Here is a 23,329-nt window from a genome sequence, read left to right as displayed (position 1 = left end):
ACTGATTTTAAGGATGTTCTCACTTGTTAAGAGAGGAGAAATGTATGTCGAGAATTATAGGAGAGCGTCATAAAAGCTAAGAAAAACTCCCAAAAAAAGAGTTTTTCTTAAAATAAATTTGCAATTGTGGTAAACCTAGAATACGACCGTAGCGGAGAGATCTATCAAGATCATTTTCTATAGATTTCTCCATTTCGCTGCACTTCAGTCGAAATGACGATCTTATGGTGGGGACACAGACACGGCACTATTTATTTTTTAATAATTGATAAATATCGTATTGAGACTCGACAGGAGCCCCACTACTTTTAACAGGAATATTGTTCATGTTTTCATCTATACAAACCGCCTGTACGTTATCTTGTTTTTGGATTTCGATAATATCTATCATTTCTTGCTTAATCTGCTCGTTATGAATCGGAAAGCAAACTTCAATTCTCCGATAAATATTACGGTTCATCCAATCGGCAGAGCCGAGGTATACATCGTTTTTGCCTAAATTGTGAAAAATAAAGATACGTCCGTGCTCTAAATAACGATCTACAATGCGGGTAACCTTAATATTTTCGCTCATTCCTGCTACACCTGGAATTAAGCGACAAATGCTCCGTACAATCAGTTCGATCTTTACCCCTGCCTGCGAAGCCTCGTAAAGTTTGTTGATCAATACTTTTTCTTCGAGATTATTCATTTTAATGGTAATACCCGATGGTTTACCTTGTTTGGCATGTTCAATTTCGCGATCTATCAAATCAAGAAAAACCTGCTGTAAATTAAACTGTGCGACCAATAAATGATTAAATTTAATCAGATCGGCAGAAGTAGGTTTAACCCTTTTGGCCAGAAAAATAAAAAGCAGCTCTACTTCGCGCAGCATTTCTTTATTGGCCGTCATTAATATATGATCGGTATAAAAAGCAGCCGTGCTTTCGTTAAAGTTTCCGGTAGAAAACAAACCAGAATAACGCATGCGGTCACCTGTCTGGCGTTTTACCAAGGCTACTTTGGCATGAACTTTTAAAGCAGTTACACTGTAAATAATATCAACGCCAACTTCCTTCATTTTCTTGGCCCATTTGATGTTGTTGGCCTCATCAAAACGGGCTTTAAGCTCTACCAAAACGGTTACTTTTTTACCATTTTTTGCAGCGCTGATTAAAGCGTTAACAATTTTCGAATCGCTGGCTACACGATAAAGCGTAACATAGATTTCCCGAACCTCAGCATCAATTGCCGCTTCGTTAAAAAAACGCAATACACTATCATAACTCTGGTAAGGCGTGTGTACAATGATGTCGTTTTTATAAATGGCCTCGGTTAAAGATCCATCTATGAGGTCGGTATTGCAGATTTTTGGCCAGTTTTGGTTGGATAATTTTGGCGAATTAACCGGAAAACCCATAAAATCTTTCAGGTTATGATATTGCCCGCCCTCTATCCTATTCGCCTTTTTAAGGTTAAAAAGCTTTTTGAGCAATTCGAAAACGTTGGCCGGTATGCCTGGCTGGTGAAGAAAACGTGTAGCCAAACCCGAATCGCGTTTGAGCAACTGCTTCTCCAATTGTTCGGATAAACTGCCCGAATATTCGTCTTTCAGGTCAATTTCGGCATCTCTGGTAATTTTGAAGCTATAACATCCGGTAACTTCAGCTTCAGGAAAAATACGGTCTAAATGAAAACGCACTATATCATCCAGAAAAACAATAAAGGTCTCGTCACCCGATTCTACCTTATAAAAACGGGGTAACTGGTTGGAAGGAATATTTAAAATAACAACTTCAGCATCTTCTTTCTTTTTTAGCGTAATCAGAAAGTACAGTTCATTATTTGAGGGAAAGAAGTTGGTATCCGCATTAATGTAAACAGGCTGCAGAAAGGCCATTACCTGACTCAAAAAATATCGGGTTGTATTTTTCTGAATTTCTGCAGGGAATGGTTGTCCATAAATTAAGTTTATCTTATTCTCTTTAAGCAAGGGAATAAGGTCTGATTTAAGCACCTTACCGTAACGCTGCTGCTGTTCCGAAATAAGCAAATTGGCCGTATTGAGCAAATTATCGTCAATCTGGATATCGTTGTCTTCCTTATTGCTCAATTTCTCTAAAGCGAGTAAGACCGGCATCCTTACGCGATAAAACTCGTCGAGGTTGGAAGAGAATATCGACAAAAACTTAATGCGTTCTAAAAGTGGAACGGTACTTCGCTCGGCTTCCATTAAAATACGCTCGTTAAACTTTAACCAGCTTAAATCTCTATTAAAAAAAGAGGTTTCTACTATCTGTTCCATTAAAGTTTACCGTAAGCTGCGTAAGCAATTACAAATGCAAATACTGCTGCAATTAAACCAAACATGAAAATATTGTAAGCCAGGCGGATCAGTTTATACTTTCTGCCCAAAACTACGCCTTGCGAGTATACGTCGGTGATTAAGGTACCATATAAAAAGTCTTTATCGTTCATCACTTTAATCATACCATCGGTATAACTGGGTAAGCTCATTTTATAAAAGTTACCAAAAAATAATAAGTTTACTTTTTTCTTATCCATATCTTCCTGCGTAAACTCTCCCTTGGGGATAGACGGGCGTGTTGATAAAATAGAAACCACCACACAGGTTAAACTCACTATTAACAAAATAAATGTGGGGATAATCAAGTTGCCATGGTCTTCCAATCGCCTAAGCAACAAACTCACGATCAAGGAAAGCATGATCGAATTTACGGTGATCAGGATATGCGCTTTATTATCGGCCATATCACTCAGGCGCTGGTTGTTGGCTGAGGTAATCCTAAACATCGTTTCGATCCCTTTATCGGGACGATCGTCTTTGTCTTTCTTTTTTTTATCCTTCTCTTTCACAATGACAGGGGCAAAGTTTAGGGGCTCTGCCAATTCGGCACTAATTTCCTCCTGCGATGTTAGTTTACTTTTCAGTTTGCTGATATTCTTCTGTTTCTGATCGCTCAACAACAGATTGGCATAATCGGTATGGTAATGATGTGATTCCATAAACTGGATATCTTTTTTACGCCAATCTAATTTACTGATATCTTTTTTATAGATCAGTTCATTTTCCTTGTGCATCAATTTCCCTTTTGCGCGGAAATCGGGCAAACCTAAATGGAACAGATCTGCATCGCAAATGATTTTATCAATTTCATTTTTAGGGTTCTGAGGAATTTTAGTGGCCAATATTGCGCTTTTAACATGGTCACGGATTTCTTGATTGACCTGATGTTTCGCTAAAAAATTATCAGCCAGTTCTGCTCCTTTTGCTTCGTGGTTTAGTGCATCTTCGAAATATCCCGTATCGTGAAAATAGGCCGCAACGGTTACAGAGAAAAAATCCTGTTCATTAAGCTGATAATGATTGGCAATTTGCTGCGCAGCATTTACCACTTCTTGTGTATGTTCCAGGTTATGATAAACCAGGCGAGGATCGTTATGGGTATGGAAGTAATCGCCAACGTGCTTTTCTACATCTTCCTGCAATTTTTTATAGTTCATGAGTGTATTCGGGGTTGCGGTAATTTAATATGACGATGGAAATGCATTTCTTGAAAATGTTTAAAGCTGAAAATTGTATTATTTTTTTATGATTATAAAATTACGCTAATTTTTTAAAAACAATGCTGATCTCCCCTTAACAATAATAATGCCTTGTTTATTTTACAATTAGATTTAGAAATGATTGAGTTTAGCACTATAATCTCCTGCGACTAGGTTATTTCTTGTTAAAAAAAGATTATAATCTGATATAAATAGGACATTCATTAGCTTCAGAAAATTCTAATTTGCACTTATTAGCTTGTAGTTGATAAGCAATAGTATTTTGAGTTGGCATTAATAACCTAAACCTGAATGATAGCAATTATGGTATTTATAATTGTTAATGCATTTTAACGCTTACAAGTTGGTTTGCTTATTCTAAAAACTGGCCTCGAATTTTACAAAACCAAATATAAAAGATACAAAACACTATACACTACCCAAAATTTCCCGAATAAATAATGAAAAGAAAAACTACTTTTTTTTTACTCTCAATGGCAATCGGCTTAAACAGCTTAGCGCAGAAAACGATAGAAATTGCTACAAAAAACAATGTACTGATCTTAGAAACAGATCGTGATAACACTTTATTATCGACATACCTGGGCAAAAAATTAGATAATGCGGGCGAATACCCAAGTATACAAGCATTAGATAAATACAAACCCGGCTCTGATGACCTTTTAAATAAACGCGAAGCTTACATTGCTTCCGGCTCGCTTAATTTATTAGAACCGGCATTAACCGTAACCCATGCTGATGGGAACAAATCTACTGTATTAACATTTTCGGATGTAAAAATCGAACAGCTGGATCAGAACAGAAAATTAACCAGTATTATTCTTAAAGATTTAAAATACAACTTTCAGGTTACTTTAAAATACCTGGCTTATTTTAATGAAAATGTAATTGAGCAATGGGCCGAAATTGAACATAGAGAAAAAGGCACGGTAGTATTAAACAAATATGCTTCGGCAAATCTTACCCTGAGTGGAAAAAAATTCTTCCTTAAAAACCAATATAGTGGTGCTACACGCGAAATGCGATCAGAAGAACAGCAATTGTTGCATGGCATAAAAACCATCGATTCGAAACTAGGAACCAGAACAAACCTCCTTCATTCTTCTTCGTTTATGGTTTCGATAGATCAGCCTGCGACTGAGGATACGGGCGAAGTAATTGCCGGATCATTAGCATGGACAGGAAACTTTAAGCTGGATTTTGAAACTTTCGACGAATATTACCTCCGCGTAACTGCCGGGATTAATAATTTTTCGTCGAACTATACTTTAAAGGCTGGCGAAAACTTCATTACACCCCGCTTTATTTATACTTATTCATCGGCAGGAAAAGGTTTAGCCAGTAGAAATTTGCATGACTGGGCCAGAAACTATCAAATATTAGATGGAAAGGGTGAAAGATCTACCATACTAAACAACTGGGAAACCACTTATTTCGATTTTAATGACGAAAAACTAAACGAATTAACAAAAGATACCAAAAAGTTAGGGGTTGATGTTTTTTTATTGGACGATGGCTGGTTTGGAAATAAATATCCACGCAATGGATCTACTTCTGGCCTGGGAGATTGGCAGTATAACAAGCAAAAGCTAAAAAATGGAATCAGTTCATTAGGCAAAGAGGCCACAGCAAGCGGTGTAAAATTTGGTATTTGGATAGAGCCCGAAATGGTGAATCCTAAAAGTGAGTTATACGAAAACCATCCCGATTGGATTATCAGACAGCCTGAAAGAAAAGAATATTACATGCGTAACCAGTTGGTGCTGGATCTAACCAACCCTAAGGTTCAGGATTTTATATATAAAACAGTAGATGATCTTTTTAAGGAAGTGCCAGAAATAGCCTTCATTAAATGGGATTGTAACTCCTTAATATACAATGCAAATTCTCCTACCTTAAAAAATCAGGATCATTTTTATCTTGAATATATCAGGGGATTAAACGGCGTATTGGAGCGGATTAGAAAAAAATACTCTAAAACACCAATGATGCTGTGTGCCGGAGGTGGTTCGAGAGTAGATTATGCCGCATTACAACATTTCACCGAATTTTGGCCTAGCGATAATACCAATCCCTACGACCGCATCTTTATTCAGTGGGAATATTCGTATTATTTCCCTTCTATTGCTGTAGATAACCACATTACCGATATGGGTAAACAGCCTATTAAATTTAAAACAGATGTGGCCATGATGGGAAAACTCGGTTATGATGTACGTGTAAATGAGTTAAGTAAAAATGATTTACTTTTTAGTCAGAATGCCGTTAAAACCTATAATGGCTTTAAAGATATTATCTGGCATGGTCAGCAATACCGCTTACAGGATCCTTACGAAAATAAAATAGCTTCAATTGCTTATGTAAACGAAGCAAAAGATCAGGCTATTGTTTTTAACTATCATGTGGCCACCCTTTTTACTAATGGTGTGATATTACCAATTAAACTTAAAGGATTAGACCCTGTTAAAAGATATAAAATTGAAGAAATTAATCTATACCCTGGTGCTAAATCGCCAATTGACAGTACTAAAGTTTACTCTGGCGACTTTTTAATGAAGGTAGGCTTTAATCCAGAAGCAAATGCTTACAGAACCAGCGTGGTTTTAAAGGTCCAGGCGATATAAACTGTTTAAAAACATAAGCTCTAGATATTAAGGGTGGCTTATCGCCTCCCTTTTTTTGATTAAAAATCGATTTCAACTCACATGCTGTCATGTTGAGCCTGTCGAAACACCTTCAAGAGTATTTAAACGGGTCCTTCGACAGGCTCAGGATGACAAATCTATATTTATGATACAACCTCTTTTTTAAAATTAAATACTTTTTGTTCTTGCTTATTTACCGCAAGAGATTCAGATTCAAATCAGTACTATTCTTTTTCTGATGAACTATTTTACTGCATAATCAAAAGCCTTAAACTTTTGAAAAACATTTGCTGCACAGCCCAGTAAACCTGCTTTATTGCCCAACTTAGCAGCAACTACCAATTCATTACCAGGTGCAATAGGCACTGCTAAAGTTTTAATTCTTCTTTCAATCTCGCGAACATAGAAGGCACCAGATTCGCTTATGCCTCCACCAATTACAATTTTTTGCGGACTAAATACATTTATAAAACTAATAATGCCAGTAGCTAGGTAATCGAAATGCGATTCCATAGCTTCAACGGCATATTCTTCTCTCGCAAGATATTTCTCTACCATATATTTACCATCAATCTCTTCTGGTGAATTAGGGTGGATAGACTGATAATGGTTAAGCAGGGCGGATACCGACGCATAAGCTTCTAAACAACCGCGACCTCCGCAGGCACAGGCAACCCCACGGTGTTGTACAACAATATGCCCTAACTCTGTACCTCTATTTCTAAATCCTCCGTAAAGCTTGTTATCAATCATCACAGCACCACCTATTCCAGTTCCTACGGTAAGGAAAACCACATCACTACAATCTTTGGCCGCACCGTAAGTCATCTCTCCTAGCCCCATTAAATTGGCATCATTATCCATTACAATATTATAACGTGTTACTTCTTGCAGGATTTCGCCTAAAGCCAATTGTTTAAAGCCAGGTAAATTATCAGCACCGGCAATAATCTTATTGTTGTAAATAATCCCCGGAAAACCTATGCCTACCCCCAGAATAGGGTTTTTAATTTTTTTAGCACAGGAATTGATCGCTTCTACAATGAGCGCAATAATTGCACCTTGTGTTTTCGCATTTTTTAGCGATACAATAATGGAATATAAAATTTCGCCATTTTGGTTTACTACTCCACATTTGAGTGAAGATCCACCCACATCAATTCCGATAGCATACGATTGTTCCATATTGAAATTATTTAAAGTAATCATATACCAAACCTAGTTTAAATCTCATTTGCATTGCTTTATTGGACATGTTTTTCAATAACATTTTATTATTCGAATCTAATATAGACTAAAAATGGAATTCGATAAACTCTACCCGTTAGATTTCAGTCCAAAACCTTTAAATATTGATTAAAAAGAGAAATAAACACTTAACAGTAATCATTTTTAGGCAACACAGCCATAAACGTAATGCTTTTAAGTGTGAGGAGTGCAGCTCGGCCCTTATGCAGTTTGGGGCACGCAGCTACTAAATTCTTCATCACTAAGCAGTTTTCTACCTACTGTATTACCTATTGCTTAAAAACAACCCAACAAGCTAGCTATATAGCAGTCTCCTTTTTTAGAAAAACTACAAATATCTTTTTCTCCAAACCTGCATCATATATACATTTATTTCCCATTGATCGGCAACTGGAAGGTTGGTAAACGGAATGGTTGGCATATAACTGGGCGGGCCAAATTCAGTTAACATGGTCAGGATTTTACCTTGTTGTTTTTTTATGGCAACAACCTTGTCCCACCAGGCAAAATGAGCTTCAACCGCTTGTTTCCATTCCGGCGCTCTCGGATCGCTTACCTGTGGTCCTTCTGCATGGCCAACCCTGGAGTGAACATGATCGGTACGTGAAATGGCAAGTGCCACGGTTTCTGGTTGGTCTTCGAGTAAACTTTCGCTCACATTACACCAATGAGAAATATCGAGGGTTAGCCTTAAATCAGGGTTTTGCTGTAAATATTGTAATGATGCCGGAGCTGAATAAAGCATACGAGACCGATGAGTTTCATGATAAATTGGAACTCCTGTTTCTTTGGCATACTGAACAGTAAAATCAATGAATTTTTTGTTGTCCTGGTATTGAAAAAAATCTTTTCCCGAGTGAACATTTATATACAATGGTTTTTGATATTGATGTTCAACAGCTTCGCTAAGTACTTTTTTAAAAGTTGCAAAGTGCGGTGCTGGAAGGGCTTCATCTCCACGGCAAAGAAAACCAACTTCTAATTGATATTTTTTTAACGCTTTAAATAACTCTTCTGCAATTTCTGGCGACCATAAGATTTCTATTCCATCATAACCCGAATCTTTTGCCTTTTTGCAAAAATCAGTTACCGAGCCATTAAAGCCCCAATAAGGCGCCATGACTTTTAAGGCGAAACCATTTGTCCATTTTTCAGATCCTAAAGAAGGTGCACTAAATGTTTCCATTGGTTTTAAAAATAAAGCTGATGTGAGTGCCATGCTACCGCCTATAAAATTGCGTCGGTTATATTTCATTTGATATATATTACGGATTCAAGTTACACATTTTTAGTTTTTAAAGAATTTAGTTCATATTAAAAGGTGATTTCATTAATAACCAATCAATCAGCAAGCATAACCATTATGGAACAAAAAAGCCCTTCAGAATACGCTGAAGGGCTGTGTTAATAACAGGATGTTTTTCCAATGATTTCTACCATAGCTCGCTTAATTACGAACTTAAAACATCTATTATCGAATCCGGTAAACGACCTGATGTGCCTCCCACTGTGCGGGTACTTCGAGTTTGTTCGCCAATTTATTAAGTATTCCCGCAGGTACAATAGCTGTTCTATTTTTATTCTGAAGATGCAAATGTTGGTAAGGCACTTCGATATAGACAATACTTATTTTTGCCTTGTAAATACTAAACAGATCAATTAACTGCGTGCGCATCTGGCTCGTAGTATTAGTAGCATTCCAAACAAATGCCTGCTGTTTACGCAAATAAACCCTGGCTTGCTCTTTTGCTTCTTGTATTACCCTCCCATTACCTGCTTTATCCGTTGGAGATATTCCCTTTTCCTTACGGATACCGTCTAAAGAGATTATCGGCCAATCTGCGTAATGTGTTTTAATATAGGTGTCTTTTCCGGCACCAGGCAAACCGCTCATTAAAATAACTTCCGTTACTGGTTCATCAAATGGGATGTAATCTAAATAAGCATCTTCATGTTGCATAAAATACATTTGCGCAGCATTTGATTTAAACCGATAGGAGTTTCCCCAGCATTCGTTTTCCTTACAAAATTCTTCGAAGCAAGCTATACGATATAACATCTCTTCTTGATCATCACAGATACGTCCAAGCATATCTACTTTTGCCAATAAACATAACCATTGCAGATTAACTTCCATGCTTGCTTTAACTAAAACTTTCACAGGATCAGTTTTTTCAAATAACCAAATTGGCAAACCATGGTGCCTTACCAGCCCTACAATTTGTTCACGAATGGCAAAAGGCGCTGGTTCATCCTGATATAGTAATTGCCTTGCAAATTGAGCTCCTTTACGCGCATGTCCTTTTGAGGTAATGCTTCCATCTGTTTCAAAAACAGTTGTACTGTACTTTTCAACATCGTGCAATAAAGAAGCTGCCCATAAAATTTCCTGATCCTGTTCAGATAATGATTTAAAAGCAGGTTCATTTTGTAAAGCGGTTAGCACCATTTGCGTATGTATGGCCACATTACCTTCTGCATGATAGCGTGAATCTTGTTGAACGCCTGCCATGCGTTTTACCCAATCAAAGCGAATTTCAAGATCCGCCCACTGTTTATTTTCACTTAAGGCCCACATGCTTACCTCCTTCATTTAGCAGTGATGCACGTTTCCAGCTTCTGGTCCAATGCTCGTCAGTTTTAACATGCCCCTTGCGTACGTATTTGAACACGTTTTGGGCAAAATCATCAACGGTATACCCATCGGCATTCCTGCTAACAATTCCCTCCATAGTAACCTGGGTTTTATCGTAAACATCATAGGTATCAAATTTACCTGTCCCCTTTACCAACTCGAGTATTTCTTTTTCGAACTGTTGTTGATTTTCCGGTTTTTGTTCTATTTTAATTACAGGAACAGTTGGCAGATCTAACATATTTGCATAAAACTGCGTTTCTTCCCAACTTAACCAATGGTCGAATTCGCGGATACCGAATACATAAAAATGATGTTCGAGCTTGCGATATTCAATAGAATGAATAGCATATAAGTTCTCTACGAAGATTTCTAAGTCTCCTAAATCATGTTTCGCAAGTTGCCAAAAACGTCTAAGACTTTCTGTCCATGGTGATGTAGTTGGAGCCGCGTGCGAGCGAGCAAACACGCCGTGTTTAGACAGGCAATTATTCTCGCCATCGAGTTTTTCGGTGTGTATAAGTGTAGGAATTTTTTGTAAATATTCCCAATAGTCGTGCTGTATCCTGTCATCGCTAGTTGTTCCCGGCGAAAACGGGTAGTGATAAGTACGACCATATTTTTTTGAAATAGCCATATTGTAATAAGTAAAGTAAAAAATAAATAGTAATTACTCCCTCCCCAGGTGGGAAAGGTCATTCAACATTTATATGCAAATGATATTACATGACACAAGACTTAAATAGTTCGTTTGGCAACAAAAGTAATAAAACTAATTTAGTTTCTTTTAACTAAAGAAATGTTATTTAAGAAGTTAACAAAAAAAATCCATTTTTCTTTAGCGAAAAATGGATTTATGTTCTTCCAATATTTAAACTGATGAACTAGAGGAATAAAGAAGTTTAGAAGTCTTAAAACAATTTAAATCCGACAGATAGATTAAACAAACCGCTTTTTTCATTCAGGCCTTTATTAATTTTTGTAAGGCCACTGCTGTATCTGGCATCAATACTGATGTTGCCAATATCTACCCCGGCATTGATCACTCCACCGAAAGTAAGCTTTTTATAATCAAAGCCAACCGGCCCTTTTGCTTCGTTAAGGGTATAATTAACATCGGGCCCCACAGAAACCCTGAAATTTAAGGCTTCGGTATCAATCAGTTTGTAGCCCACCATAAGGGGCAAATTAAGTTGGTTAAATTTTGGGGTATAAGTGCTAGCTGCATAAACATATGAACTCTTAAAGCTAACATAGTTCAATTCTGGTTGAAAATATAATGATTTACCAACCCGGGCAAATACTCCAAAATTATAACCCACCTTTCCTTTTTTATCTGTTATGGCATTTAAACTTGTTGGCAATGTTCCATAGTTTACACCAGCTTTTACACCAAATACAACATCAGCATCTTGTGCTTTTGCCACTCCTGCTGTAATAACGATAACAGCAACTAATAAATAAAACTTGTTGATTTTCATACTTTTTTGTTTTTAAATAATTGAATATTTATTGTGTTTTGAAAGTATGACAACAACGTTTGTATTTACCCCTATGCCCAATGTCATTTATTTTTATGGAGAAAACAAATAACATTTGTCCTTCGACAGGATGCAGCTGAAAACTATAATACAAAATGAATAAATTTTCAGCCGGCATTTTTTGTTTTTTCATAGGCCTTTATGTTTTCAACGGCATTCAAGCTAGCTATGCTGGTCTTTTTGATGCCAAAAAGAAAGAGCCCTTCGGCGGCGGCGAGCTGAGGCAAGCCCTTGGTGTATCGAAAAGAAACAATTATACGTCACTCATATTGATTTTTATAAGATAAATTATCCCTCAGGATGACAATGTTTTTTCGTTTTCGACCATAGAAAGGTCTTCGACAAGCTCAGACTGACAACGGCATAGTACTTAACTTAATCACATTGCCCTACGCCATTAAAAAAATAAAATAAACTTACGATGAAAAAAGCTAGATGTAGTTAGGCTCTTTTAAATTTAACTGAGCTTCCTGGTTTTACCCAAACTGCTTTCTTCACAATGGTTTTTCCCTTATCATCTAAAAATTTAGGCTGCCAGAGAATTTTCTTTTGGCCATTATTGGTTAGCGTTGTAGCAATATTACCATCATGTTTTACTGTAATGGAAGTCATTAATACAGGTAAATCTTTTAATTCGGAACTTGTTGTTTTTTTACCACGGTACAATGTTGTGATCTGATCAAACCGTGCATCGGCTTCTATTCCCATTAATCCTTCTGTAAAACCTTTAATAACACCGAAAGAAACTTCAGGGTACTCCCTCCTGGCTGTTGCAGGATCGGTTAAGTGCAACAAATAACCGTAGGCTTTTTCTGATTGCCCGTTCTGGTACATAATTAAGGGAAAATACGACAGGTTTTCTACATTCCAGTTTTTCGATAATAGATGTTGAATGGTTTTTTCTTTGCGTTCACCAGCTTTTAAGGCATCGAACCAAAGTAAAAAAGTTTCCCCTTCATCCATACCGAATTTATGGTCGTTCGAATAAAAAGTATGGTATTGCGAAGCGCTGTCGTTCCACCACAAAGCATCGATACTTTTCTGATAAGCTTCAGCCTTTTCTTTAAACTGTTTTGCTTTATTGTGCTGCCCTTTTAGGTCGAGCATTGCTGCATACGACATTAAACCCCTATAGATTGCACCAACAAGGTCTACCCCCATTTTAATATTGGGTACCCCCTCCGAATAAGAAGGTAAACCACGGCACCGATGAAAAGAATCATTATTATTGAAAGGCACAGGAGCATTTGGATGCGTTGGCCTTTTCAGCAAAGAATCGGCCTGCAACACCCAACGGTTAATATATTCGGTTACTGATTTTTCGTGAAAGTTTTTAAAACCTGAGCCGTTGATATATTCAAGGTCGCCTGTCCATAAATATAATTTCCAACTGGCATTAAGCACATCAAAATTTGCATTCAGGTTATACCAAAATGCTGTATCATTGCGATAATCTTCTTTAGCGGGTTTACCTAAATGGTTAATTTCCCAATAAGAACACCAGTCTTTAGATTCGGATATATTGTTAACAAATAGCCTGAACATATTTTTATTTTCCTTATTCAAGCCTAATATCTCGCCACCAATGCTCTGGTGGGCTACATCGCGCATACAGAATGCCGATCTTGGCGGTAAAGCAGATTCGTACCAAGGGCCAACCGGATCAGAAGTCTTGCCTTTATAACTTAATGCCATTTCTTTGGCCCTAACAAATGCGGTTTGCAAAGCGGCATCGGTTGATTTGAAAGTTACTCCGCCCTGGGCATAAACGCCGCAGCATAGGCAAATAAAAATGTTTACAAAAAGGATTCTTTTCATTTGTTTAATATAAGTTAATTTCTACAGTCTGTTTTCCGTCCCAGTTGATTTCTTGTTTTTTGCCACTTTCCTGTTCTACCAAAATTTTGATCTTTCCTCCAATCTTGAAAACAGTAATATCAAAATCGCTATTAAATGCTCTTATGTGTTTAAGCGACATTTGTTTCCAGCCTGCAGGAAGATAAGGGCACAACCGGAATGATTTAAAACCAGTAGGTTGTATCCCAAACAATCCTTCGGTTATGGCACGACAATATAATCCACTCTCAGCCGAAAGATGGCGCTGATCTCCTTCTGGCCAGGCTTCAACAGCATAAGGCACATGTTCGCCCAGCAAACGTTTGGCAGTATAGTATTTCAGGTATTTCATGGTGGTATCGGTCATACCTGCATTGAACAAGCCACGCACAGCGTACAAAAGCGAACGGTCCCAGAATACTTTTGATCCTGATTCGCTCAACATCCCGTCCTTTGTCCACAGGTAATCAGACAAAAGCGCCTTGGCAGTCTGCTCTTTTCTACCGTAAATCCCCATTACCAGTGGCATTCCTATCCATGATCTAAGCTTATCATTTCCCTCGTAGTAACGGTAAGTATCGAATCCCTGTACCTTTGCCCCAAAATATTTCTCTATTGCTATTTTTAGTACAGATGCTTCTTTAAGCAAATTTGTTGAAGTTATTTTATCACCAAGACTTGCTGACAGATCTGCAGCACTGATCAATGCGCCGTAAACTAGCGTATTGGTTGATAGGTTAATTTTACCAGCCGGAAACCTTCCTTCCAGCTCATCCGAATCGGAAGCAATTACCCCGTCTGCACTTTTTTTCCTTCTTGAAAATTCCAGGCACCATGTTATCAGTGGCCACAATTGTCGGGCCTCGGCTGTATCTGCATAAGCCAGTGCAAACCTCGATGCACCATAAGCAATCATAGCCATATCACCGCGATCGCCTGCTCCATTCCATTTATCAGTTCCTTCTGCTATAATCGAACTAGGAATCGGTTTGTATTCGGGATTCATGTATTTGGCAAACAGGCGGAAACTATTTTTAGCACTTTCATTCCCTGCAGTATTGCCCAAAAAAGGGAAAAACGGGTCCATGTATTCTGCCTGGTCATTTGCCCATATTGCAGCGTAATAAGATCCACCACCGGGACCATGCATTAAACCATTTTTCGTATCAAAAATACTTTCAGAAGCCCTGATTTTAGCAAAAGCAAACATCTGATTCAGGGTATCATTTGGCGTTTTCAGTACCAGTTGCTGCGTAATTTCGCTTACAAAATTCCTTCGTTTTAACGATTCGTATACTGAAGAAAAAGTATAAGGCTGGTCGGCGGTTTTCCGTGCCGAATAAACAATTGCATAGGTTTGCTCTTCCCCTGCTTTTAAAATAAACTTACCGGTCCCAAATATCTTTGTATTGAGCAGGTAAGTACCATAAACGCCTTTACTGCGTGCGGTACTATCTGTTTGATCAAACTCCGGAACAACAATTTCGACTGGTTTCAATCCATTATTTTTAAATACCGTGTGTTCAATAAATGCTGGTTTATCGGTTGATGGGAGTAGCTCGCGTATTATGTTCACATTTCCTATTTCAGACCTGATCTTTACCGAGCCATTGATAGAAAAAGCCATAGGTTGTTCATTCAAAGCTATTCCGTCGATCATAACCGGAGGTATTAGCTGATCAAAATCTTTAATCAGGCTTCCACGGGTATCGTTTGGAATAATCCGCAGCATCGGGAATACGAGTTTTCTTTTTAAAACCAGATTATTTTTATCGTTTACACCATAGGTAATTATTGCGGAAATTTGTTTCCCGCTCATTTCTATCTGATCGGTATGTTTGGTGTTTTTTTTAACAGTCCATTCGATGCCCCCGTTCTTTTGCAGGTGCCAACGTAAATCCTGAGCGTTTACATCAAAACAATGCAACAAAATTAAGATGAACGGTATACATTTTATTGGGAAAGATTTCATATCAAAAAGAAAAAAATGAAGAGGCTTGTTCATAAATACGATTTTTCTTCAAATCTGTCACGTTGAGCCTGTCGAAACGCCTTATAATCTTTCGACAAAGTCCTTCGACAAGCTCAGGATGACAAATTTTACATTTATGAGACAACCTTCATTAAAAATAGCATTTTAATTAATAATTTGGGTTTTGCACAATGGCAGGGTTCTTTTGTATTTCGCTTCTCGGGATTGGGTAAAAATAAAAACTTGGTACCCAGGTACGCTCCTGAACGGTCATTAATGCATAGGTAAAAGTACCGTTTGCCTGTTTGGTAATCGTTACACCTTTTGCATCTTCTGAACCTGTTTCTGCTATTCCCCATCTCCTGATATCAAAATAACGGTGTCCTTCAAAGCAAAGTTCTATCCTGCGTTCATGTCTTATCTGATCCATTAGTAACGCTCCAGACCCACTTACGGCTGGCATACCCGCTTTTTCAGTTCTTATTTTATTCAGGTAATTTAGGGCCTCTCCGTCTTCTCCAAGTGCAGCACAGGCTTCGGCATAATTCAAATAGATTTCCGATAACCTGAAAACCACCCACTGGCTGGCATCGTAATCCTGAACGTTCCAATCGAAAGCCTCATTTACCATTTTTTTCACGCAATATCTCGTTTTTGACGCATTCCACGGAGAATAAGGACTTTGGGGAGAGTCATCACCACCTTCAAAAAAGCTGGTTAAACGTCCTTTAAACTGCTGATTATTAGCCAAAATTGTCGCATAAAATCTTGGTTCTCTGTTCAGATACGGATCTTTTGCCTGTACAGGATTGCTCCAGCTAAATTTTGTACCATCGGCCATTTCAAAATCATCAACCATTTGTTGAACAACATTGTAAGCGCTATAACCATTATAACCATTTGGGCTCAAATCTCTGCTCACGGTATTATAACGATCTGCTCTTACCAAGCCGCTGTATACTCTCGAAAAAATAATTTCTGAATTAAAAAAATCGAGATAAGTTTTGTTATAGGTGCCATTGGCCGCATTGCCGTATAAAGCGTATTTAGGTGTAGCAAAATCAATTACAGCCTTGGCTGCCAGTTTTGCATCTTCCCAAAGCTTCTTATCGTTGCTTTTATTAAAGTAAGGGCTCGCAGCATACAGTAAAAGTCTCGATTTTAAGGCCAAAGCTGCTCCTGCAGTAGCGCGGCCTTTATCATTAGCACCTGTATAAACTGTTGGCAGGGTTTTCAAAGCCTCCGTTATCTCGGCAAGTATAAAATCCTTAGTTTCGGTCCATGTGGCTCTTTTCTCGTTAAAGCTTTTGTCGTTCACATCGTAAACCTTAACAATAAGCGGTACGCCACCAAACCTTTTTAGCAGTTCGAAATAAGCCAAAGCGCGTAAAAAGTGTACCTCACCTTTCATCGTTTTAACCGCATCGCCTCCTGCTGTTACCTGATCAATATTTGTGAAGAATATATTACTGTAGCGGATAGAAGCATACATTTTGTTCCAATGGTTCAGCGATTCTGAACTTTGGTTATCAGGCGTGGCCTCACCCCGTACATACAGGTTTTCATTTGTCCAGTTAAAGTTTCCATAAAGCTCATCGGTTTGCGCGCCCCAGCCTAGTCCACCGTCCTGGTAAGCGAGCACCGTTTGATCGTAAATACTGTTTACAAAAACCTGAACCAGTTTTGGATCGGTCCATACATCCTTTTCTGAGTAAGCGTTTAAAGGCTGCAGCTCGAGCGCCTTTTTACATCCTCCGATTAGCAGCAGTGTACAGATGAGTAAAACTGTGCTGTTTATTTTTAAATTATTGATGTTCAATTTCATGATATACTTTTTTAGAAGGTAATGTTTGCGCCAACATTGATCACACGCTGTTGTGGATAATACTGCCCTGAATTACTTGGGGTTTCTGGATCGAACGATGGCCCGAAGCGATCGATAGAAAATAAGTTTGTTCCGCTGATATAAAGTCTTACATTTTGCATTTTTATCTTTTCAATCAATGTTTTTGAAAAGGTATAACCCAGCTCCATGTTCTTTAACCTTACAAAAGCCGCATTCCGCAACCAAAGATCCGATTCAAGGGTATTTACGCCGAATGTTCTGCCTGTTGGGCCGCTAAAATTTCTTGGATATTTATTATCGCCTGGGTTTTGCCATCTTTCTTCAAAAAATTCCTGAACCATATTTAAACCCGCTGGCGCCAGGTAAGATTTGGCCCTTGCCTGTCCCTGAAAGAAAACCGTAAAATCTATGTTTTTCCAGCTTGCGCCAAAAGAAGTACCAAACATAATCTCTGGTGTACGGGTAAGTGGTGTTCTCACTTTATCCAAATCATTAATTGCACCATCATTGTTTATATCTTTATATCTGATATCGCCTACCCCCGTACCTGCCGGATGCGGCGTATTGTTAATTTCCTGTTGATTTTGATAAATACCATCACTCTGGTACAGGAACCACGAATCAATCGGGATGTTGGTTTTGCGTTGATAATCCGGAATATTCGCGGCTTCATCCATAAAGATGACCTTATTCCTTGCGAAAGTGATATTACCCCTAACGTTGTATTTAAAAGAATCACCAATGGTGTTGTGGTATAAAACCTCCATTTCTATTCCACGGTTTAATACTTTCCCGAGGTTTTCACTCGGCAGCGTTAAACCTGTGTATCCTGGAACAGATTCACTTCTGGTGATTAGAATATTAGAGCGCAGCGATCTGAATACATCGATATTAACACCTAACTTTCCTTTAAAAAACTGTGTTTCTAAACCAATATCGGTAGTATTGGCCAGCTCCCAAGTAATGTTCGGATTTGGGGTTGGCCCTAATACCAGCGAAGAAACCTGCGAAGCGCCAGAACCCAAAGAATAGCCATAGCCGCTACCAAGCAAATAGGTTTGCAAATAGTTAAAGGCAGAAACGGCATCATTACCAGTCTTACCCCATGATGCCCTCAATTTCAGCTCGTTGATCACATCCGATTTGAAGAAATCTTCCTGCGAAATACGCCACCCTCCTGATACTCCTGGGAAAAAACCATAACGTTTTCCTTGTGGAAAATTCTGAGAGCCATCGTAACGCATGGTATAATCTAACAGGTACTTACCTTTATAATTGTAAGAAAACCGGCTGATGTAATTCACTCGTGCGGCCTTTGCAGCACTCGAATTGTTCTGTTGACCGATAAGGCTTCCTGCAAAAAGCTGATCTAAACTATTGCTGAGAAAATTTGACCTGTTGGCATTAATGATATCAGTATTGCCTTTAAAGCTTTCGAAAGCAACAAAAGCATCAAAAGTATGATCGCTGATTGTTTTTGAATAACCTAGTTTTAAATTTAATAAACCTTGATTAATATCGCCGCGTTGCTCAAATAGCGATGGCGTAATCGAAGAAACCACCTGGGTGTATCCCTTTGTTGCAGGATTATAGCGGTATGCCGGAGGTGGTGTTTTGGTAAACGATTTTGTTTTCGATATGGTCTTGTCAAACGCATAATATCCATCCACGAAAAGTCCCTTGGTCACCTTATCCAGCTTCCAGCTAAAAGATGCCTTAGTTTGCAAATAATCAGTGGTGAATTTTTGGTATCCGGCCTCTCCAGAAGTAATGTAAACCATACTGTTATCCGGACCGCCTCCAATACCCACACCAACAAGATCATTGTTATATATTGGGGTAAGGTAAGGATAGGCTAGCCACAACTCTCTAAAAATTCCACCAGCATCATAGCCACGTTTGGCTGCATTGCGGAATTCGTTGCGATAACTCACATCTACACCCATTTTAAAATTATCGGTCACATTCACATCTACATTTGCCCTCGCCTGGTCTTGTGTATAATAAGCGGCATCGCGTTTATAGATACCATCTTGTTTCTGGTGCTGACCTGAAAAGAAATAACTCACTTTATCCGTTCCGCCGCTAAGCGAAAGAATGTGGTTTTGTTGTAATGCACGTTTTTTCATTACCGCATCCCACCAGTTGCTGCTTGGATACGCGAGCGGGTCAGATCCGCTACGGAATTTTTCAATATCCTCTGCTTTCCAAGTTAATTGCTGACCAACTAAAGCATCGTATTCATTCGTAGCCCGTGCATATTGGTAGGCGCTCAGCATTTCTGGTACACGCGTAGGCTGTGTTGTAGCCCAGTTGGTACCAATCGAAAATACTGGCCGACCAGATTTACCTCTTTTTGTGGTAATGAGGATAACGCCATTTGCCGATCGTGCACCATAAATTGCAGCACTTGCATCTTTGATCACCGTAAAAGATTCGATATCAGCTGGATTCAACCTGGCAAAGCCGCCTGATCTGTCTGGAATCCCATCAATTACGACCAGGGCACCCGTGCTCCCTAAAGTACTTTTACCGCGAACAAACACATCAGCATTATCATTACCCGGCTCACCACTTCTGGTATTTACAATAAGGCCCGGAACCTGACCAGCAATAGAATTGGTAAGGTTGGTTGAAGGAGATTTTGCCAGTTCAGCTCCACTGATTGTGGCAACTGCACCCGTTAAATTTGCCCGCTTCTTCGTACCATAACCTACCACTACTACATCATTTAAGCCTGAGCCTGATGTTTCTGCCAGCTGTACATCAATGTTGGTTTTATCACCTATAGCAATTTCCTGATCGGTATAACCCACATAACTAAATATTAAAATGGCATTAGCCGGAACGCTTAGTTTAAATCTTCCATCAGGATCTGTTTTTGTGCCTTTTTGGGTTCCCTTTACCCTAACCGAAGCGCCTGGCAATCCTAGTCCATTGTCTGTTACCCTGCCCGAAATCATTTGCTGGGCAAACGAGGGGACACAAACAGCAAAAAAGAGCAGTAATAAAATAAGCTTTTTCCAGAGCAGATCGGGATAGCCTAACTTTTGAAAAGTAAGTTTTAAGTTCATATTTGGTTTATTTTGGTTGAAAATAAAAAGATAATCTAGTTAATCTAGTCTATTCTGTTCTATTATTATGTAAATATAAATGATCTTTTATTAGAATTGCAAAACTTATTTTTGGCTTTTGTAAAAAAAACGCGCTCAGTATTAGGTTACCTCTTAACAAAAACAGGCAATTTTGTGCCTTTATTGTTACATAACCTATCTTTACAGTTCAACATGAGACAAAAATGAGATATGGAATATTTTTTCGATTGTTGATTAACTGAATTTTATTACCTTGTAAATTAAAAGGCAAAGCAGAATTACAAACCTATAGACTAGTGTAGCCCAATCTACTTTATGATAACTATTTTCGAAAAAATACAGGAACTCGAAGAAATACCCTCTTATTCAAAACATGAGCAGTTTGTTCAGGGTTTTATTAATGCCATTGATGAAAGGATTATTTCTAAGGGTGAAGCGCTCCCCTCTATCAATGTTTTGATTAAAGAGCTTGGTTTTGCCCGCGAAACGGTAATGAAAGGTTATCGCGAGTTGATTAGCCGCGGTATAGTGGAATCGAAAAAGCGTTTAGGGTATTTTGTGGCTAACGACGATACCGAACAAACCTTAAAGGTAGCGCTACTGATGTACCTGATTGATTCTTTCCAGGAGCAGTTTTACCGTAATTTCAGGAATGAACTTGGGCCAAATGTGCACATCGATGTTTTCTTTCATCACGGCAATATTACCATGTTCGAAACCATGCTGGATATGATTAAAGGTAAATATGGTGTTTATGTAATTTCGCCAATTCCACATCCTAAAACCAAACACCTGTTAGATAGCTTACCGAGCAACAAACTGATCATGTTCGACCGTTACGAAGCCTTAAAAGGTGAATTTAATTATGTTACTCAGGAATTTGAGCAATCTACCTACCAAGTTTTAGCCGAACTTGCCGATACCATAAAAAAGTTCGATGAAATGATTTTCTTTCATGTTCCTGGTTCGTTAGATCCAGTCGAAATTATCAGGGCCTTTAAAAAGTTTACGAAAGATTTCGCTGTAAATACCAGGATAATAAATGAATATGAGCCTGGAAGTGTAGAAAAAGGCAAGGTTTACTTTACACTGAACAATTCCGAAATCTGGAAAATATTGAAAGATTGCGAAGCAAAGCAGCTACAGGTGGGAAAAGATATCGGCATCCTTTCGCATAACGATGAGGTGGTAAAAGAACTTATAGGCGGGGGCATTACAACTTATTCGGCCGATTTTTCGTTAATGGGCAAAAAAGTTGCGCATGCGGTGCTGAAAAAAGAAAAAATACAGGAAATCATTCCAACAGTACTCATCAGAAGAAATTCGTTATAAGCTAAAGCACATGAATACTACGGCGCTCGTTACTTTTATAGTGGTAACCTTTCTTGTTGCATTGATTTCCTGGATCAAAACCCGAAAGCATAAAATCACGACTTCAGCCGGGCTTTTTCTGGCCAATCGTACCTTAAGTTTTACTGCTGTGGGAAGTGCATTATTCTTCACCAACATCAGTGCCGCCGAATTTGTAGGCAGCAGCGAATCGGTATACATCAACAATATGACGGTAATGGCCTGGGGCGTAAGTTCTGTATTTGCCATGTTATTGGTTTCAGAATTTGTGATCCCGGTTTATTTGAAGGGCGCCATGTCTACCACCCCCGATTTTCTGGAAAGCCGGTACGATCCGCAAACCAAAAAACTCGTCTCCTTCCTTTTTCTGATCAGCTACCTCGTTAACCTCTTGCCTATTGTATTGTATAGTGGTGCAGTTGCGCTAAATGGCCTGTTTCATTTTTCTGATATCTGGAACATCAGTTATGGCAGCAGCATCTGGATTTTGGTTTGGTGCATCGGGCTTGTGGGCAGTTTATATTCTATATTGGGCGGCTTAAAAGCCATCGTTATTTCTGATCTTGTATTGGGTGCCTGTATGTTTACCGGTGCATTGTTACTTGCTTATTTTGGGGTGAGGCATGTAGGAAATGGAGATCTGCAACAGGGTATGCATACTATTCTTACCTCAAAAACCGAACACTTTAATTCAATAGGAAAAACAGGTGATGCCATTCCGTTTTCGACCATTTTTACCGGTATGATTTTAATGAACCTCTTTTATTGGGGTACGGAACAGGTAATTGTGCAACAGGCATTGGCTTCTTCTGATCTTAAAACCAGCCAGAAGGGAATTGCTCTGGCCTGTGCGGGCAAACTTCTTGGGCCCTTATTATTTATGCTGCCGGGAATTATTGCTGTTCATATGTACAGCAACATGCAAAACACGACTGAAGTTTTTTCGAGGGTGGTAAGCGATGTATCGCCCCCTGTACTCAGCGGTTTTATTGCTGCCGTTATTTTTGGCGCTGCTATTACCTCATTTTCTCCAGGGCTGAACAGCGCTAGTACATTGTTTATCCTCAACATTTACAAACCAGCCAAAGAAAAGAAAGGTATTGTGGTTACCGAGGCCAAGATGTTAAAAAGCTCGAAAAGATTTGAAATGTTTGCTTCTTTATTGGCCATGTTCATTGCGCCCTTATTTATATTTTCTAATGATAGCTTTTATACCTTCATGCAAAAGATAAATGCAGCATTCAGTATCCCCATCTTTACCATTATGTTTGTTGGCTTTGCAACCAAAAAAGTTCCGCCAATTGCGGCAAAAATAGGCTTGGGATTTTGCTTTGTAGCCTACATACTTACGCAAATGGTATTTGATACCGGCATCCACTTCCTGCATGTACTGGCTATTCTTTTTGTTGTTACCACCGCCATTATGCTCATTATTGGAAGATTATACCCATTGGAAACTGCCTATGTAGCCCAGAACAAACAGGTTGTTGATTTAAAGCCCTGGAAAAACCGTTATTGGGTTAATGGACTCTTATTGTTGATTATGGTTTTATTGTTTTTATTGTTCTCCCCTACATTCCTCGTTAATTGA

General features: G+C 38.7%; 15 protein-coding genes. 4 read left to right on the top strand and 11 right to left on the bottom strand.

Going from position 1 to position 23,329, the window contains the following annotated elements:
- Window positions 1-247: 247 nt before the first annotated feature.
- On the bottom strand, window positions 248-2,287 hold the full coding sequence (ppk1, locus tag AC1DNH_RS20775) for a polyphosphate kinase 1 (protein ID WP_477625621.1): 2,040 nt from the start codon (window positions 2,285-2,287) through the stop codon (window positions 248-250).
- The gene (locus AC1DNH_RS20770; protein ID WP_477608612.1) at window positions 2,287-3,507 is read right to left on the bottom strand and encodes a Pycsar system effector family protein; all 1,221 of its coding nucleotides are present in this window, start codon (window positions 3,505-3,507) and stop codon (window positions 2,287-2,289) included. The genes ppk1 and AC1DNH_RS20770 overlap by 1 nt, the downstream gene beginning before the upstream one ends.
- Window positions 3,508-4,010: 503 nt before the next feature.
- Between AC1DNH_RS20770 and AC1DNH_RS20765 the strand changes: the two genes are divergently transcribed.
- Window positions 4,011-6,194 carry an alpha-galactosidase gene (locus tag AC1DNH_RS20765; protein WP_477625620.1) on the top strand — a complete coding sequence of 728 codons (2,184 nt, stop codon included), beginning with the start codon at window positions 4,011-4,013 and terminating at the stop codon, window positions 6,192-6,194.
- A gap of 264 nt (window positions 6,195-6,458) precedes the next feature.
- Here the strand turns inward: AC1DNH_RS20765 and AC1DNH_RS20760 are convergent, their stop codons facing one another.
- From AC1DNH_RS20760 to AC1DNH_RS20740, 5 genes are all read right to left on the bottom strand, one after another.
- Window positions 6,459-7,424 carry an ROK family protein gene (locus tag AC1DNH_RS20760; RefSeq protein WP_477608608.1) on the bottom strand — a complete coding sequence of 322 codons (966 nt, stop codon included), beginning with the start codon at window positions 7,422-7,424 and terminating at the stop codon, window positions 6,459-6,461.
- A gap of 367 nt (window positions 7,425-7,791) precedes the next feature.
- Window positions 7,792-8,649: a sugar phosphate isomerase/epimerase family protein gene (locus AC1DNH_RS20755; protein ID WP_477584213.1), complete on the bottom strand. Its 858-nt coding sequence runs from the start codon at window positions 8,647-8,649 to the stop codon at window positions 7,792-7,794.
- A 285-nt stretch (window positions 8,650-8,934) separates the two neighbouring features.
- The gene (locus AC1DNH_RS20750) at window positions 8,935-9,975 is read right to left on the bottom strand and encodes an AAA family ATPase (protein WP_477625619.1); all 1,041 of its coding nucleotides are present in this window, start codon (window positions 9,973-9,975) and stop codon (window positions 8,935-8,937) included.
- Window positions 9,976-10,024: 49 nt separating this feature from the next.
- Window positions 10,025-10,735 (bottom strand): RNA ligase family protein, encoded by a 711-nt coding sequence (locus AC1DNH_RS20745; RefSeq protein ID WP_477584217.1) that lies wholly within the window; start codon window positions 10,733-10,735, stop codon window positions 10,025-10,027.
- A 274-nt stretch (window positions 10,736-11,009) separates the two neighbouring features.
- Entirely contained in the window at window positions 11,010-11,579 is a 570-nt protein-coding gene (locus AC1DNH_RS20740) for a porin family protein (protein WP_477584219.1), read from the bottom strand.
- Between the two features lie 155 nt (window positions 11,580-11,734).
- Here AC1DNH_RS20740 and AC1DNH_RS20735 point away from each other — a divergent pair, with 155 nt between their 5' ends.
- Complete coding sequence (locus AC1DNH_RS20735; RefSeq protein WP_477609047.1) at window positions 11,735-11,926, top strand: hypothetical protein; 192 nt, start codon at window positions 11,735-11,737, stop codon at window positions 11,924-11,926.
- Between the two features lie 154 nt (window positions 11,927-12,080).
- Here AC1DNH_RS20735 and AC1DNH_RS20730 read toward each other — a convergent pair whose 3' ends face one another.
- From AC1DNH_RS20730 to AC1DNH_RS20715, 4 genes are all read right to left on the bottom strand, one after another.
- On the bottom strand, window positions 12,081-13,457 hold the full coding sequence (locus AC1DNH_RS20730; RefSeq protein ID WP_477584711.1) for a trehalase family glycosidase: 1,377 nt from the start codon (window positions 13,455-13,457) through the stop codon (window positions 12,081-12,083).
- Window positions 13,458-13,461: 4 nt separating this feature from the next.
- Window positions 13,462-15,480, bottom strand: coding sequence for a glucosidase family protein (locus AC1DNH_RS20725; protein WP_477609045.1), 2,019 nt, complete (start codon window positions 15,478-15,480; stop codon window positions 13,462-13,464).
- Window positions 15,481-15,616: 136 nt separating this feature from the next.
- Entirely contained in the window at window positions 15,617-17,272 is a 1,656-nt protein-coding gene (locus tag AC1DNH_RS20720) for a RagB/SusD family nutrient uptake outer membrane protein (protein WP_477584709.1), read from the bottom strand.
- Window positions 17,273-17,283: 11 nt separating this feature from the next.
- The gene (locus AC1DNH_RS20715) at window positions 17,284-20,367 is read right to left on the bottom strand and encodes a SusC/RagA family TonB-linked outer membrane protein (RefSeq protein ID WP_477609043.1); all 3,084 of its coding nucleotides are present in this window, start codon (window positions 20,365-20,367) and stop codon (window positions 17,284-17,286) included.
- 336 nt (window positions 20,368-20,703) lie between these two features.
- On the opposite strand from AC1DNH_RS20715, the gene AC1DNH_RS20710 reads away from it, so the two are divergent.
- Window positions 20,704-21,720 (top strand): GntR family transcriptional regulator, encoded by a 1,017-nt coding sequence (locus tag AC1DNH_RS20710; protein WP_477581315.1) that lies wholly within the window; start codon window positions 20,704-20,706, stop codon window positions 21,718-21,720.
- A 10-nt stretch (window positions 21,721-21,730) separates the two neighbouring features.
- The gene (locus AC1DNH_RS20705) at window positions 21,731-23,329 is read left to right on the top strand and encodes a solute:sodium symporter family transporter (RefSeq protein ID WP_477581313.1); all 1,599 of its coding nucleotides are present in this window, start codon (window positions 21,731-21,733) and stop codon (window positions 23,327-23,329) included.

It is taken from the genome of Pedobacter sp. 01N310 (genome assembly GCF_056399805.1).
The sequence above is the reverse complement of the archived record's forward strand: the minus strand, read 5'-3'. Positions and strand labels throughout refer to the sequence as shown.

Excerpts from the sequence above, each read along its gene's own strand:
- ppk1 (WP_477625621.1), bottom strand. The coding sequence starts at position 2,287 with ATGGAACAGATAGTAGAAACCTCTTTTTTTAATAGAGATTTAAGCTGG.
- AC1DNH_RS20770 (WP_477608612.1), bottom strand. The coding sequence starts at position 3,507 with ATGAACTATAAAAAATTGCAGGAAGATGTAGAAAAGCACGTTGGCGAT.
- AC1DNH_RS20765 (WP_477625620.1), top strand. The coding sequence starts at position 4,011 with ATGAAAAGAAAAACTACTTTTTTTTTACTCTCAATGGCAATCGGCTTA.
- AC1DNH_RS20760 (WP_477608608.1), bottom strand. The coding sequence starts at position 7,424 with ATGATTACTTTAAATAATTTCAATATGGAACAATCGTATGCTATCGGA.
- AC1DNH_RS20755 (WP_477584213.1), bottom strand. The coding sequence starts at position 8,649 with ATGGAAACATTTAGTGCACCTTCTTTAGGATCTGAAAAATGGACAAAT.
- AC1DNH_RS20750 (WP_477625619.1), bottom strand. The coding sequence starts at position 9,975 with ATGGCAGGCGTTCAACAAGATTCACGCTATCATGCAGAAGGTAATGTG.
- AC1DNH_RS20745 (WP_477584217.1), bottom strand. The coding sequence starts at position 10,735 with ATGGCTATTTCAAAAAAATATGGTCGTACTTATCACTACCCGTTTTCG.
- AC1DNH_RS20740 (WP_477584219.1), bottom strand. The coding sequence starts at position 11,579 with ATGAAAATCAACAAGTTTTATTTATTAGTTGCTGTTATCGTTATTACA.
- AC1DNH_RS20735 (WP_477609047.1), top strand. The coding sequence starts at position 11,735 with ATGAATAAATTTTCAGCCGGCATTTTTTGTTTTTTCATAGGCCTTTAT.
- AC1DNH_RS20730 (WP_477584711.1), bottom strand. The coding sequence starts at position 13,457 with ATGAAAAGAATCCTTTTTGTAAACATTTTTATTTGCCTATGCTGCGGC.
- AC1DNH_RS20725 (WP_477609045.1), bottom strand. The coding sequence starts at position 15,480 with ATGAACAAGCCTCTTCATTTTTTTCTTTTTGATATGAAATCTTTCCCA.
- AC1DNH_RS20720 (WP_477584709.1), bottom strand. The coding sequence starts at position 17,272 with ATGAAATTGAACATCAATAATTTAAAAATAAACAGCACAGTTTTACTC.
- AC1DNH_RS20715 (WP_477609043.1), bottom strand. The coding sequence starts at position 20,367 with ATGAACTTAAAACTTACTTTTCAAAAGTTAGGCTATCCCGATCTGCTC.
- AC1DNH_RS20710 (WP_477581315.1), top strand. The coding sequence starts at position 20,704 with ATGATAACTATTTTCGAAAAAATACAGGAACTCGAAGAAATACCCTCT.
- AC1DNH_RS20705 (WP_477581313.1), top strand. The coding sequence starts at position 21,731 with ATGAATACTACGGCGCTCGTTACTTTTATAGTGGTAACCTTTCTTGTT.